The sequence below is a fragment of the Holzapfeliella saturejae genome (genome assembly GCF_037546065.1).
Classification (GTDB): Bacteria; Bacillota; Bacilli; order Lactobacillales; family Lactobacillaceae; genus Holzapfeliella; species Holzapfeliella saturejae.
The window spans coordinates 1-13668 of sequence record NZ_JAWMWG010000003.1; the positions used below are offsets into that span (position 1 = coordinate 1).

Annotated in this window: 14 protein-coding genes and 1 pseudogene; 1 reads left to right on the forward strand and 14 read right to left on the reverse strand. The window is 37.9% G+C overall.

Annotation, left to right across the window (positions count from 1 at the left end; genetic code table 11):
- Window positions 1-347: pseudogene (locus tag R4Y45_RS06020) on the forward strand (hypothetical protein); the annotation flags it as partial.
- Between the two features lie 209 nt (window positions 348-556).
- Here R4Y45_RS06020 and R4Y45_RS06025 read toward each other — a convergent pair.
- The 14 genes from R4Y45_RS06025 to R4Y45_RS06090 all read right to left on the reverse strand — a co-directional run bounded on the left by R4Y45_RS06025 (window position 557) and on the right by R4Y45_RS06090 (window position 13668).
- A complete protein-coding gene (locus R4Y45_RS06025; RefSeq protein ID WP_339970276.1) occupies window positions 557-1537 on the reverse strand; it encodes a peptidoglycan recognition protein family protein in 981 nt (326 codons plus the stop codon).
- Window positions 1538-1550: 13 nt separating this feature from the next.
- On the reverse strand, window positions 1551-2183 hold the full coding sequence (locus R4Y45_RS06030) for a phage holin family protein (protein WP_339970277.1): 633 nt from the start codon (window positions 2181-2183) through the stop codon (window positions 1551-1553).
- A gap of 27 nt (window positions 2184-2210) precedes the next feature.
- The gene (locus R4Y45_RS06035) at window positions 2211-2402 is read right to left on the reverse strand and encodes a hypothetical protein (RefSeq protein ID WP_339970278.1); all 192 of its coding nucleotides are present in this window, start codon (window positions 2400-2402) and stop codon (window positions 2211-2213) included.
- On the reverse strand, window positions 2402-2788 hold the full coding sequence (locus tag R4Y45_RS06040; protein WP_339970279.1) for a hypothetical protein: 387 nt from the start codon (window positions 2786-2788) through the stop codon (window positions 2402-2404). The genes R4Y45_RS06035 and R4Y45_RS06040 overlap by 1 nt, the downstream gene beginning before the upstream one ends.
- A gap of 11 nt (window positions 2789-2799) precedes the next feature.
- Window positions 2800-5625, reverse strand: coding sequence for a BppU family phage baseplate upper protein (locus R4Y45_RS06045; protein WP_339970280.1), 2826 nt, complete (start codon window positions 5623-5625; stop codon window positions 2800-2802).
- Window positions 5626-5641: 16 nt separating this feature from the next.
- Complete coding sequence (locus R4Y45_RS06050) at window positions 5642-7342, reverse strand: phage tail spike protein (RefSeq protein ID WP_339970281.1); 1701 nt, start codon at window positions 7340-7342, stop codon at window positions 5642-5644.
- Complete coding sequence (locus R4Y45_RS06055) at window positions 7339-8133, reverse strand: distal tail protein Dit (protein WP_339970282.1); 795 nt, start codon at window positions 8131-8133, stop codon at window positions 7339-7341. The genes R4Y45_RS06050 and R4Y45_RS06055 overlap by 4 nt, the downstream gene beginning before the upstream one ends.
- Window positions 8134-8144: 11 nt before the next feature.
- Window positions 8145-11267 (reverse strand): tape measure protein, encoded by a 3123-nt coding sequence (locus tag R4Y45_RS06060; RefSeq protein ID WP_339970283.1) that lies wholly within the window; start codon window positions 11265-11267, stop codon window positions 8145-8147.
- Entirely contained in the window at window positions 11260-11526 is a 267-nt protein-coding gene (locus tag R4Y45_RS06065; protein WP_339970284.1) for a hypothetical protein, read from the reverse strand. Before R4Y45_RS06065 ends, R4Y45_RS06060 begins: the two co-directional genes overlap by 8 nt.
- Window positions 11527-11663: 137 nt before the next feature.
- Window positions 11664-11999, reverse strand: a complete 336-nt coding sequence (locus R4Y45_RS06070; protein WP_339970285.1) for a tail assembly chaperone — start codon at window positions 11997-11999, stop codon at window positions 11664-11666.
- 32 nt (window positions 12000-12031) lie between these two features.
- Complete coding sequence (locus R4Y45_RS06075) at window positions 12032-12580, reverse strand: phage major tail protein, TP901-1 family (RefSeq protein ID WP_339970286.1); 549 nt, start codon at window positions 12578-12580, stop codon at window positions 12032-12034.
- 17 nt (window positions 12581-12597) lie between these two features.
- Window positions 12598-12981, reverse strand: coding sequence for a hypothetical protein (locus R4Y45_RS06080; protein WP_339970287.1), 384 nt, complete (start codon window positions 12979-12981; stop codon window positions 12598-12600).
- Window positions 12978-13364 (reverse strand): HK97-gp10 family putative phage morphogenesis protein, encoded by a 387-nt coding sequence (locus R4Y45_RS06085; RefSeq protein ID WP_339970288.1) that lies wholly within the window; start codon window positions 13362-13364, stop codon window positions 12978-12980. The genes R4Y45_RS06080 and R4Y45_RS06085 overlap by 4 nt, the downstream gene beginning before the upstream one ends.
- Entirely contained in the window at window positions 13357-13668 is a 312-nt protein-coding gene (locus tag R4Y45_RS06090) for a hypothetical protein (protein ID WP_339970289.1), read from the reverse strand. The genes R4Y45_RS06085 and R4Y45_RS06090 overlap by 8 nt, the downstream gene beginning before the upstream one ends.

Below are 13668 nucleotides of genomic sequence, written 5' to 3' on the forward strand. Positions count from 1 at the left end.
AGCAGTTAGCACCCTTCTTTAAGAACCTAAAGATGGAAAAAGAGTTCATCAAGAAACAAGGTAAACCACTCAAGGGGTATATTTTTACTTTCACACCCGAACCAAAAGACAAAGACGACTTCCAGGAACGGAAGAAACAATTTAAGAAGCCTAAAAAAGAAATCGCCACCGATTGGAGTAAGAAGAAATCCAACGTTAAAGTTGATGATAAGTTTCAGCAACTGCTTGACGATATCGACAGCGGTAAAATCAAGAGTTTTGGCAAGAAAGAAGAAGAAAAAGAAACGATTCCGAGCGACAACCCATTCGGCGACTTGGGATTCGATGATAGTGACTTACCTTTTTAATTGAAATGTGGTAAAATAAAGGTATAAGTAATCAACAAACGCCTCTAAACTATGCGAAACAGTGTTGTTCTTTCTTGTACTCGTTAAGTATATAGCTTAAAACTTTTCGTCGGAGTTCTAAATAATTTAACTCGCTTTTTATAAGTGGGTTATTTTTATATCTAAACACAAAAAAGCCCTACTCAATCAAGAGTAAGGCTTTTTATTTGCTATAAAACAATATTTAATTTTGAAGTGTCGACCCACTGGTCTTTGCCCAAATCAACAAATTTAAAATCTTGTGATTGGCGATTGATTCTATACGCTCCACCTTTTTCTAAGTGGCTAACTCCAGCTTGTCCTGCTTCAGGAATGGTTTGAGTGTAGCAGTCGTCTGCAGTAACAACTGCGGTCATACCTGTGTAGTCGCCCATACCCATGCCACGACTAAATTTGGCTACTGCGTCAGATTGCGAGATGTATAAATTGTTCCCAATCGTAAAAATGCCACCGTCACCAGCTCCATAAATTTGCCATGCAGAACCAAAAGGCACCACTTGGGAAGTTGGTTCTTTTAGCTCTGCATCTTTATAAATGATTGCTCCATCAGGATTTGAAACCCAACATGCTCCCTTAGCTCTGAAAGGTACAGACAAAGTTAAATCTTCAAGCTTTACTTGAGTAGGTTTTGGTGCTTGCGAGGATTGACTGTTGATGATTTCAGAGATACGACCACGGAACTTATCCATCGTCCAGCCTCTGCTGATCACGTAGCTATCAGGGTCGGTATGGTCTGAACCTCCAAAATATTTAGCTGCTTGATTATGTGTGATGATTCCGTTGTTTGTGCCATTTGTGAAGTAGCCAGGTATTCCACTTTCAGAGCAGAGTTGTTTTAAAAGTTGACCTAATAATTCTACTTGTTGACTAAATTTATCAGGTGCAACGTGTACCATCTCAATTTGTGCATAGGCGAATTGATTAATGTTGCCAGCTCCCCATGAGATTTTGCCACTTGGAGCAGTTTGTACAACTTTTTTATCATCGACAAAATGCGTTACATAGGCTTGGTTCTGAAGTCCTGCACGCTTCATATATGACACTTCACCATCAATGGTGGATTTGTCGTTACCTGTGTCATGCACCACGATAAAACGATTTTGTGTTGGCGTTTGTGGTGTTCCTTGAATAAAATCTTTTATAATTTCCATATAGTTTCCTCCCTTAGTTTAAACGATTAGGCTTATTGACCTCGTCAGGTGTATCCTGCGGGTCTTTTTTAGTATCTTGTGGTTCTTCTGTCTGTTCAGTTTCAGAAGTACTTAAATCGTCTTTATTTTCACGATTGCCATTTTTTTCGATTGCTTCTTCATCAAGTAAGTTATGAAGTGTGGCAGTAGGGTTTTTGGCGGTTTCGAGCGTTTTAGCACCCAATTTAGCTATGTCTTTGACGTTCCCATTCATAAGTGTATCGTTGGTTTCATAAAGGTACTTGGTTAAGAACTTGGGAAGTTTGATACCTGCTCCGTCAAGATTTTCAACAATCGAAACAAGCAAAAAGAAAATGTACAAAATACAAAATCCAAAAGCTGCGATGTCACCTAGGTCAGTCTCTCCAAAGCCGATGTTCATCGGTGGTGTGGGAAAAGCGACTACTAGATAAAAGACGACTACAAAGCCAAAGAAGATTAGCATATGCTTGCCAAACCCTAGCAAACCAATAGAACTTTTTAGCGTGTGGTTTCTTAAAGCTTTTAAAAGTCCGCTCAAGAACTCCAAAAACAACGCTGCTACTGCGAAAGTTAAAGCCCAGTCGTATGGTTTTAGTTGTAAAAAATTTAAAATAAAATCACTCAAAATATTCTCTCCTCCAAAATAAAAAAGCTACTTTTCAGTAGCTCCTGTATTGTCTTGTGGTTGATCATTGACGTAGTCTTGACCGGTGATAAATTTAAAATCTTCACTATCCATGCGACCGTCTTGGACCATAGCGTTAAGTGATTCTAAATCAACTTTCTTCCAGTCGTTATATGAAACTTTTAAAATATTTTTTCTCCAGCTTGCTAGTTTTGCCATTATTCAGCACCTCCTTGCGCCATTCCTGAAACCATTTCTTGCAATTCGTCAATCGTTTGCTGCATAGAGTTAATTTTTCTTTGTGCTTCTTCGCTATCAGTCTTAGCGTTTTCACGCTCTTCTTGTGCTTTTTTTAGCTCATCAGATACTTGCTTAATCTGTGATTTTACTCGATTAATTTCATCTTCACTCGCATCTTCCCATTGCATAGTTTGAATGTTAAATTTAATTGGTTTATCAAGTAAATCCTGAGGAACTTCAACAGTAGTTAAACCGTTTGCCACCTTTTGTTCAGGATTGCCAAAAGTCCAGGAATCCCATACATCTTTATTGATAAGTTGAATCGAGCCGTCTTTATATGTTCGTGTCATAATTTGTTCTGTCATAATTTTCTCCTTTAATATTCTTGAATTTCAGATATAAAAATAGCCGAATCATTACTTGAGTAAAATCCAGCCGAAAAATTTAGTGTATTGTCATTTTTGAAATTGATATTCAACCTTTGATTTACACCACCACTAGAATATAGCCAGTTGTTAGAGGTGTCTCGGACAGTTTCTCCAACATTGGCTGTTTGCACAGTTTTGCCGACAACAATTTTATCTTTTGGTATCGTCAAAATTGCGGAATTGGGGTTTTCTTCATAAGATACCGATACATCATCACTTGATTTTAAGGCTCTTTTTAATAAATCAAGGCTATCATATTCTTTAGTTTCAAGTTTTAATTTGTTTATCTTAATAATTAAACCGCCTTTTAATTCAGCAAATTTTTTACTGATTGCCACATCATTTGTTGATTTGCCGATTTTGTAACCGCCGTCAAAAAGTACGTTGTTTTTGTAGGTTGTTATGCTTTTTATAAAAAGACTTGCTTCTCTCATAGAACTGGTATCGGCTGACGCAATCATTCCGTTTTCGATTATTTTGAAAGTTATATATTTTTTCCCTTCTTCAAAAAGATAAAAATTATTATAAGTTATTCCTTTTCCGTTTGTTTTTATTTTTAAAACATTGTTTGTTATCAGTTCTGATTTTGGTATTTTTATTTTTTCGCTGTTCCCCTCTTGATAAAAAGAAATGTTATTTTCTGAAGAGTCAAAAACGCCGCTTATGACACCATATCCAATATATCCTCCTGCCATAAGGTCTGATACAGAGATGATGATACCATCACCAACATTTTGAAATCCTGCGTTAAATTTAAATGTAGTTTCCCTAAAGTATAGATTTCTAGTTGAGGTGTTTAAATAATTGTTATTGAAATCATACAATTTTGTTCCACTCACTAAACTTCTTACAGGTGTTCTAATCAGTTCAAACTCTGCCACACGGTCAACATCAAGGTCATAGTAACCGCCTGTTACTTGTGGGCTGTTAGGATTGTCAAAATTATAGCCTTGAATACTTTCAACAACTAAATTATTGGCGTTTCCGTTGTTTGTAATTTTGAGTTTTGGCGACAATTTGCTACCTGTTTTCATTTCGCCTACTCCAGACAGCTCTACAACAATGGTCTTACTTTCGCTAGGACTTGATACCGCAATATCACTCTTATTGATGATAATCGGCGACTGAACAGACGTTGAGCATTGACCACTTACATAGTCAGATGAACTATAACTGATTGGATAATCATTGTTATCTGCTTGCTGAACACCATTAATGTATGGCTTCTTGCGTAATTTAATCCACAATTTCAAGCCGTCGCCGATGTTTGATAATTTGCTATCTGCAAAATTACTGTCATACGTGATCGTGTGCGAACTATCAAAGTTGTAACTTTGCGAATTATTTAAGTAAATCATGTTTTGATTTGTATAATTTGCGGAATCATTAACATACGGAATTACTGGACTTGAGAGGTCAAAAGCTCCGTTGATTTTTTGATAAAGCCAATTAATCGCACTTACAACGCTTGATTTATCATCAGTGGTTAAATTAGCTTTATCGCCGACAAGTTGAGACTTAACAAGTTCTACAGCTTGGTTTTGGGTGGCGAGGTCTTTTTGGTCTACTTGTGTTTTATCGTAGTAACCCGATAAGTCAGGCTTGGAGCTGGCTACTTTATTATCTGTATAGCTTTTAGCAGCAGTTAAAGTAGCGGTGTCTCTATCTTCGACCTGATACTTAAAGTAGCTATCACGCCAATTCATTTTCTTTTCATCCATGCGTGATTCAAGGCTTGTCACATCTGATTTATCAGCCTTATCTGCTACTGAATCCCTAGCACTTTGTGCCATGCTATAAGCATCATCAGCCTTCTTCTTAACACTATCTAAGTCGATTTTTTCGATGTCAGCACGAATATCATCCAGCTTTTTAGAGATTGCTGGCACATCAGCGTTTTTAAGCTGATTAATTGTTGATTGTGTACTATCTAGCTGTGATTTTAGCTGTAATTTGAAGGTGGCTAAATCATCAGAAAGTTGTTTTTTCTGTGCGTCAAACTCTTTTTTGTAGTCACTAAGTAGATTAGACTTCTTGGTTTCGTAATCTGCTTTCAAGTCGTCAAATTCACTTCTGAATTGCTTTTCTTGAGCTGTTTTGTCGCTTTGTGATTGTCTTTTGAAAGTGTCCCACTCAGTTTTACGGCTTTGTAAATCGTTTTGGGCTCGATTGAACCAGTCGGCGATTTCACGCTGTTTTGCTTTAAATTTATCATCAGTTGAAGTAAGTAGATTAGCAGCGTTTTGATCAAGTTGATTTCTAAACTCTTTAAAACGTCTTTCAAAATCTTCTTGTTGCTTCTGCCAGTCTGCTGGTGCTTTATCTGATAGTTCTTTCAGAGCTGACTGATAACTTAGCATTGCATCGTTGATTTGTTGGGCAAGACTTACATAGTTATCGCTTCGCAGGTCACTTCCAGCTTGCGCTAACACCTCAATTTCAAAACTTGGTGTGCTGTCCTTATTGCCTTTTGAATCAATTAAACGGAAGTAGCCAGTAAGCACTCCAGCAGATTGATAAGCCTCGTCAACAAGTGTGTAAGTAATTTTGTTTTCTGATTTGATGAAGTGACTTTGATTGTCATCATCAATAATTTTATTATCCGCTTTTGTCGCTTCAAATTTTAATGTGCAGCCTGATAAATCTACATCTTGATTATTTGACAAGATGACAACTTCTAGTTGTTGCCCTTTATCGCCTTGTACCAATACTGGTTTGATAGGGTTAAACCGCTGTTGCTTGTTAATATCAAGCGTCAAAGTTGGTAAACTCATATAATCACCCTTTCTATTATTCTGTTAAGACTTTATGACCATCAACATACAGTTGACCGCCCACATTTTGAATCCAAATTCCGTTCAGGTTGATAGAACCACCGCCAGAAATGGCTAAACCGCCACCACCTGAAACAGAAAAACCGTTGTTGTAGCTCACAACGGCGTTTTGACTTAATCCATACGGACTAACCGAACGTAAGAAACTTGCACCGTCAACTTGACCACCGCTAATTTGAACACCTTGGATATAGCCACCTGAAATAGTAGGTGCTGATATAAGCGAACCTGCGACGATTTCGTCAGCGTAGACGCGACCGCGATTATCAACAGCGGTCTTAATTTGTCCATTTGCGCCATAGAAACCTAGACCCAATCCGCCGAGTTTTAACCCTGTTCCATCACCGTTTTTAGTTTCAAGCGCTTGCTTTCCATAAACTAAATCACCACCGACACCATCTAGGTAGTCCTGCACATCTTGACGATAGCGACCTATTTTGTCGTTCAATTCTTTTTGTTTAGCTTCGATATCCAGTTTTTCTTCGTTGATTTTGAGCAGCAAATCAGACTTGGTATCTTTAACTTCTTGGCTAGTTTTATCAACTTTTGTAGACGTTTTTTGAATGTCTTTACTGGTCTGTTGTTCTCTTTCCGCCTGTGTTGAAAAAGTTTTCTCCCCAATCTCAACTGATGTCAATTCAGGGGCTAAAAGATTACGTGTGATTTTGATAATTCGTGATTTAAAAACAATTTTAGGTTCATGTCGTACGATTGTGACTGTATCACCTAGCATTAAACTGCCATCAAAATTGATCGTGGCAGAAAGATTATTTTTAGGTACACAATTTTCAATAAGTGATTGATAAGACAAATTAAGCAACTCGTTTTTATCGTCTGTATCAAAATCTACCGCTTTAATTCTTGGTGTACCGTCTGCATACCCCCAAACTTTTGTAGCTTCGGGAAACTCAAGAAAAGCTTGTCCCAAAGGTTTGTCTAAGGGGTCACCTTTTGATTTTGACCAAGCGATATCTTCAAAAGTAATTTTACGACCATATCCGCCACTATCCGTGGCTTCACCATTACCACACCCGACTATCGCGGTGTAGTAATCTGACAAATTCTGTTCTTTACCAATGGAAGCTGTATCACGACCGTAGACGAATCTTTTTGTTGTATCTTTTCCTATGCGATTTCTGACTTCAGCTATCCGCTTTGTAATTTGCGAGCCTTTAAACTCGTATAAGAAGCGTATTTCAAAGCTGTATGCGTCTTTTAGCTTACTGAAGCAGTCTAACTGGCTGTCATAGTAAAAGTTGGTAGAACCCACGCTTGTGGATTTATTGTCTAGTGTCCAGTTAGTATCTTCAAAAATGGCTTCTAAAGGCTTTTGGATGGGTTGGTTATAAAAACGCCTATCTTTCACTATCTTTCTGCCTTTTAAGTCGTCAAAAGCCTCTTCAACACCCTCTATGATGATTGTTTCAGCAGTTTTAGAACTTGATACACGGTAAAGATGGAACTTGTTATCTTCGTCATATCTAGCGGGAACGCCGATGTAAAAGCACTTATTTAACTTTTGAAGTGTGCTTTTATCAAGTTTGAACTCCGCATAAAGTTGCATAGCGGTGTTGATTTCTTGCGTTTCTGTTGCTGATAAACATTCAGTAAGATATGAGTAAATATTTTGCTTTTGATCTAGTAAAACAAATCTCATAGCAATTTACCTCTTAACTCAAGAGTGACAACACAATCACGTTCTGACACTTTGATTACATCACTTTTTTTGACTTCAAAATTTTCTAAATCAGAAGTAACATCTAAAGCCATGAAGTTAGTAGCTCCATTGATTTTAAGCGGTTCTGAATCGAGCGGTCTAATTTCTACAACATCGCCAGCTTTGAAGTCGTGAACTAATCTGATTTTGAGTTCATCGTTGAACAAGTCAATCAAATTAGTGTCGTGTTTTAGTTCTAGCTTGATTAAATCAGGTACAGTCCCGAAGTAGATATTTTCGGTTACTTCAAGTTTTTGTATTTTAGTTTTTGTAGTTGGCTGTCGTCTTCTTTTGAAAGGGTTAGAACAAGTTATGGTAAAACTACTTACACCCGAGTTCGTCCCTTCTGGAAAACTTTCAACTGCCGTAACTGTACCGATAAAGCTATAAAAAGGGTCGTCATAAAAATAAAATTCAAACTCTTTTTGTGACAAAAGATAGTTGAGATAATCAAATTTTTGTCTAAATTCAACATCACTTTTAGCTTCCAGTTGATATCTGATAGTGATATCACGCTTAGGATAGTAAGCACTCGTAAAGGCTTCACCATCAGAATTGACGGATTGAGAATTGACTGAGTAGCCGACTAATTCACGACCTGAAGTATTTAAAGTCTGATAACCATCTATTTGCTCCTCGATTGTTGAATCATCACCAAAATACAAGGCTTCAGGCGGTATCCTTCGCCTTTGTTCTTGTTTTTCATCAAGATTGATAAATTTATATGTCATTTTATCCCTCCTTAAAATCCATATGAATTGCGTAATTGCGTTGATTGGTCTTGGTTTCTACTGATATCACCCACAAAAGCGTTAAAATCACGATTACCTAGGCTTAGGTTAATCTCTGCAGGCTGTTGACTCACTTGCAGTTGACCTTGAACATCAGCCGACAAGCTACTTGTAAAGTTACCAGTAGCATTCGAGAAAGCACCACCCACATCAATAGGGCTGATGTTTGGTGTTGCTAATCGCGCCATTTTATCAGCAGATTTTGAGATTTTAGAACCCATTGAGTCAATCCCAATCTGTAAGCCTTGACCAGTAAATACACCGATTTGACGCATGACACGACTAGGTGAGTGGATACCCAAAGCACCCTTAATCCCACCTGTGATATTTCCTGCAACATCTCCAATGGCTTTCCCAACAGCTCCGACCATTGAGCCAATACCGTTGATTAGCCCTTGAATTACATCTTTACCGACTTGTAGCAAGTCTATGCTTTTGATTTTTTCCCAAATCGAGTTACCGATTTCGCCAGCTTTGTTAGTCACGTCATTAATTTTACTTCCGATACCATCTATTAATTTTTGGATTAAGCCGACACCTAAGTCCCACAACTTCCCGATTAATTTGAAGATACCTTCGACAAGCGTTAGCAAGATCCTCCCGCCAGCCTCTAGAATCTTAGGTAAGTTATCAATGATAGCTTTCGCAAGCGTTACAACTAACTTCAAAGCAGACTCAATAATTTTAGGTAAGTTATCAATTAATCCACTTACAACAGCAATAATTAAGTTAAGTCCCGCTTCAATGATTTTAGGTAAATTGTCAATGATTGCTTGGAAAAGTGTTGTGATGATTTGAATTGCTGAATCAATAATTTTAGGTAAGTTATCAATCAAGCCTTGCACAAGCGCCATGATGATTTGGATAGCACCATCAATAATCGTTGGCAACATTTCGATTAATCCATTGAAAATAGCCATAATTATTTGGATAGCTGAATCAATGATCGTTGGTAAATTATCAATGATAGCTTGTGCTAAAGTCATGATGATTTGGATTGCTGAATTGATAATCGTAGGTAGATTGTCAACAATCGTCTGTACTAGTGTTGTGATGATTTGTACCGCCGACGTAGCAAGTGTTGGTATAACTTTAACAATGGAATTTATAAGCGTTTGGATAATTTGAATTCCAGCCTTAGCGATTTGAGGTAGGTTTTTAGTGATTGCGTTGATGATTGTTAGTAAAATAGCAGGAACAGCACCAACAATGTAAGGTAACGCTTTCGTGAAGCCATCAATAAGTTTTGTGATTAAATCTATACCTAACGTGATTAACTCAGGTAGTGCTTTAGCTAAACTTGTCAAAACAGTTGTTATAACTTGTGTAGCCGTTGTGATTATTTGAGGTAACGCCTTAGCCATACCATCAATAAGTTTTGTGATTAGACTTGTACCGATTTCAATGAATTTAGGTAAGTTACCACTGATGAAATCAGCTACACTTGTAATTGTGTTGGTTAGGTTGTCAAAGACTTCTGTGATTCCATCAGCGTTTAAATCTCCAGTCTTAGCCCATGAGCTTAAAAATGAAACCAAAAGCGATATAGCGATACCGACTGGCCCAGTGATTCCGACAAAAGATAACCCCAGTTTCGTGATAAGACTAATGGCTACGCTAACTACGGCACCCAAAGCCCCAAATTTGCCACCTAAAGTACTGAAGAGATTTGTGGCTTTTTCAACAACGCCTAAATCTTCTAACTTATATCTAAAAGCGTCCCAGTAATCACTTAAATCAGTCATAATGTACTGAAATTTGAGTAGTACGTTACTGATTTTTTTGAAAACACCTAAATCTTCTAATTTATATCTGAACATATCCCAATGATCACTTAAGTCAGTCATCTTATAACTAATTTCAGTCATAACCTTGCCAAAAGTAGCACCAAAGAAGTTACTTACTTTAAGACCTGCCAAGTGCAATTTTTCTAAAACATTGCGACCGCTTTCGGTCTTCAAAAAGAAGTACCCCAAAGCAGTCACAACTGCTGTTATAACCAAAACGAGTAAACCTAGAGGGTTGGCAAAAAGAGACCTGCCAAATAACTCTGAAACCGTTTTGGCGATTGCCGTGGCTTTGTTATAAGCAACAATTGCGGTTGTAACGGTCACAAAAACCGCACCCGCTGAAGCTAGACCAACGGCTAAAGGTTTGAAGATATCGCCGTACTTAACGATGAAATTATAGAAGTTCTTGATACCGTCAAAACTAATCGAATCAATAGCGTCAGAAACCGCAGAAATACCTTTGATAGCAAACTTAGATAAATAGTCATATGCTGGTTGTAGTTTGTTCATCAAAGTCTCTGACAGTCCGTCGACAGCTTCGCCAACAGTTTTATACTGTGTTGCCATTTTTTGGAAAGCGTCAGAATTTCCTGCTTTTGTCATCTTGTCAAAAAAGTCTTCAGTCTGAACCGAGCCATCTTGAACCTTTTTAACTAAGTCACTTAAACTCATGCCCATCTCTTTAGCAACTTGCGACATACCAGCAGGCGACTGTTCAAGCATAATTTTGAAATCTTCCCACGCTACTTTTGGCTTGGACGCCATTTGTGTAGCTTGTTGAGATAGTGACTTCATCGCTTGAGCTGGATTTTCCGCAGCACCAGCAAGACCACCAAACCCTTTAACTAACGCTGTTGTGTTTTTTACACCAACCGCAGCAAGTTGTGAGTAGGTGGAAGCCATGTCACTACTTGAGTAAATTGTTTGAGTAGCAAAGCTCTGCAATTCTTTCTTAACGCTTGCTATCTCATCACCTGACTTACCAAAGTTCTGCATAACACCATTGAAAGTTTGCCATGTGGCTGATGATTGAGACAATTCTCCCATCAAGCCACCTAAAGCACCTGAAATCTTACTTAAAGCACCAGTAACAACGTTACCTATCACAACACCACCAGCGATATCTTTAAAAGATTGCCCAAATTTATTCATTTTGTCAGTTGGTGGGTTGATATTTTCAACGCTTTTACCAGCTTTCTTGACCGAATCGCTAATTTTGTTAAAAGTACCGCTGAAATTGTCAATGGCACTAATCCGAGCTTTAAAACTCATTTCATTAGCCATTTTCATCCTCCTTTCTCTTGTAAAATTCTTCTATGCGTTGGTTGATCGTTTGTTCAACACTTTGTTTTTTACTTTGCGTAGATTTGAACGATGAATCATAACGTTCTTTTATACTTTCGATTTCACTTTCAAGGTCATACAGCTCTTTGAAGTTCTTATAATAAGGCTTGACGTTTTTACCGCTCCCCTTGGTCGCTTTGACTTGCTGGTTCATCCAGCTTTGAAACGCAATATCTTGCCTTTGTGTAGCCTTTTGCATTTCGTAGGCCTGTAGCCTTAGTTGATACTCTTTAAGCGTCATTTTTTCGATATCAGAGATATAAAAAAAGCCTAGATAAGTCAGGCTTGTAAGTATAATTTCGTTATATGTTTCATCGCTAGATTTAGCAGATGAGCCTAACTCATCTTGTTGATTGCCCGGCTCACTACTGAACTCTTGTGTAAATTTTCAAGCACTTCATCAGACAATTTGTCTAGTTCTTTAACATCTGCTGAATCAAGATAATCTTCTATATCTTCGTAGCTCGGTCTTGGGCTATTAGCAAAAGTTGCGCAGTAAAGGATATTGGCAAACGCTTCAGGGTCTCCAGCTTGAAACGCCGGGATTGCTTTAGTTAGCCCCATGCCAAAACTCATGTCGCCACTTGAAACGGGGGATAGTTTGTTAAGTTCTTTTACAAAACGAATTCCAAAATTAAGGTCTACTGTGTTGTTTTTTAGTTTTAATTGCATGTAAATTCTCCTCTATAAAACAAAAAAGCAGGCTATTTGCCTGCTCCTTGTGTAGTTGTGTTTGTTATTGTTTCGCCAGTTTCAGGGTCTAACTTAGTATCATCAAGACCTTTAAATACGAAGTTCATCGCTTCTTTTGCTTCGTCTGGTAAAGGTAAGTAACCTTCAAGAGGGTCTGTGATAACGCTAAAACTTAGTGAACGTGTAGAATCATCGTCCACGGGGTTAGACTCGTTATCTTCGGTAACTTTTACTTGGAAGTAGTAAGCTTTAAAGTTCCCTTTGTCATTCTTGACTTTTCTATAAACTCTCCAAACATCCAAAATTTCATCGTTTACAACAGAATCTCTGAACTCTTTAGCTTGTTGAGAATCGTTATTCAGCATTTCTAAACTGAACTCTGTTTCTAACGTTCCTTTTTTGCTTTGGTTGCCTGTTTTGGTTTTCGTTGTGTCTGAATCACGTTTTAAATTAAAGGTGTCAGATGTTTGATAAGGTACGAGTTTGGCAACTGTGCCTTTTGGTGCGTCAGCTTTTTTGATAAAAGCTACAACATCGTAACCACTAATCGTTTGTGCCATGTGTATCTTCCTTTCTTTTAGTAAAATTTGTAATTTAGTTGAAGTTGTGAGTGCAAAAAGATTTGATTTGATGAGTTATCAACTGTGTAAGCACGATTATCAAGGTTAAGCATGCGATCAAAAATATAACTTTCAATCTGCTTTCTGCCTTTGAACAAGTTGCTTACTTCCTCAGTTACCTGTGCCACTTTATACCGTTGCTCTTTGCTCCCCCACACATCAATAGTAAGTACCACATTACCGCCTGTGCTGGTCTTTGTAGCCTCTGTGATGTTTTGGGAATTTGATATAAGAATAAACGGATAGCTGGCGGATTCATCAGGTAGATAGTCGTAAACATCAAACCCTTGTTCAGTTAGCACTTCAAAAAAATAGTTTTGTAAAATTAGTTCAGGGGTCATTTTATCAACTCCCTTATATCTCTAATAAATAACTGTTGTTGTTGGTTAAACGCTGGTGTCAACGTTGGTCTTGCGTGCATGAAACGTGTACCAAGTTCAAGATATGGGAAGTAGTGAGTACCAACTCCGACTGTCCCTGTGAAGCCATCTTGCGTGATTGCATTTGTCACGCTTCTTCGGGTTGTGCCAGTCGGTTTGACAAACTTGCCACGCTCCCAATGTCCTTTGTACTGGCTTATCATATTGCGTTGGGTCTGTTCATCAAGTTTTGATGTTCTTTCACGTACAATCTTCTTAATTTGACTACCTTTTTGAGCTTTAAGCAACGCTTCTGTAAATTCAGGCAATCCCTCAAAATCAACTTTTAAGATTTTATCAGCCATGCTTGACCTCCGACACTACATAAGTGTGACTTTTAAGCGTGTGTATAGCTTTTAAAATCTTATAACGTGTGTCAGTATCATCAAGTTGCAAAAACGTACAGGCTGGCAATTCTTCAACTGTTCTGACTGTTTTGGATTGTATGTTTAAATCCCCAAAAAGTTGGTTAGTTCTGTCTGTGCCAGTATCTGTCACATTTGCGAAGAATCCGCCCAAATATTGCTCTTGATTCACAAAATCACGCTTAGTTTTGTCAAAAACACGTTTGATATCGCCGTAACAATGAATTAAGCTGTCATATCTCAT

What these genes read in the sequence shown, in the direction of transcription:
- R4Y45_RS06055 (WP_339970282.1), bottom strand. Translation starts at nt 8,133, where the DNA reads ATGACATATAAATTTATCAATCTTGATGAAAAACAAGAACAAAGGCGA.
- R4Y45_RS06085 (WP_339970288.1), bottom strand. Translation starts at nt 13,364, where the DNA reads ATGGCTGATAAAATCTTAAAAGTTGATTTTGAGGGATTGCCTGAATTT.
- R4Y45_RS06025 (WP_339970276.1), bottom strand. Translation starts at nt 1,537, where the DNA reads ATGGAAATTATAAAAGATTTTATTCAAGGAACACCACAAACGCCAACA.
- R4Y45_RS06040 (WP_339970279.1), bottom strand. Translation starts at nt 2,788, where the DNA reads ATGACAGAACAAATTATGACACGAACATATAAAGACGGCTCGATTCAA.
- R4Y45_RS06045 (WP_339970280.1), bottom strand. Translation starts at nt 5,625, where the DNA reads ATGAGTTTACCAACTTTGACGCTTGATATTAACAAGCAACAGCGGTTT.
- R4Y45_RS06075 (WP_339970286.1), bottom strand. Translation starts at nt 12,580, where the DNA reads ATGGCACAAACGATTAGTGGTTACGATGTTGTAGCTTTTATCAAAAAA.
- R4Y45_RS06060 (WP_339970283.1), bottom strand. Translation starts at nt 11,267, where the DNA reads ATGGCTAATGAAATGAGTTTTAAAGCTCGGATTAGTGCCATTGACAAT.
- R4Y45_RS06080 (WP_339970287.1), bottom strand. Translation starts at nt 12,981, where the DNA reads ATGACCCCTGAACTAATTTTACAAAACTATTTTTTTGAAGTGCTAACT.
- R4Y45_RS06090 (WP_339970289.1), bottom strand. Translation starts at nt 13,668, where the DNA reads ATGAGATATGACAGCTTAATTCATTGTTACGGCGATATCAAACGTGTT.
- R4Y45_RS06070 (WP_339970285.1), bottom strand. Translation starts at nt 11,999, where the DNA reads ATGCAATTAAAACTAAAAAACAACACAGTAGACCTTAATTTTGGAATT.
- R4Y45_RS06050 (WP_339970281.1), bottom strand. Translation starts at nt 7,342, where the DNA reads ATGAGATTTGTTTTACTAGATCAAAAGCAAAATATTTACTCATATCTT.
- R4Y45_RS06035 (WP_339970278.1), bottom strand. Translation starts at nt 2,402, where the DNA reads ATGGCAAAACTAGCAAGCTGGAGAAAAAATATTTTAAAAGTTTCATAT.
- R4Y45_RS06065 (WP_339970284.1), bottom strand. Translation starts at nt 11,526, where the DNA reads ATGCAAAAGGCTACACAAAGGCAAGATATTGCGTTTCAAAGCTGGATG.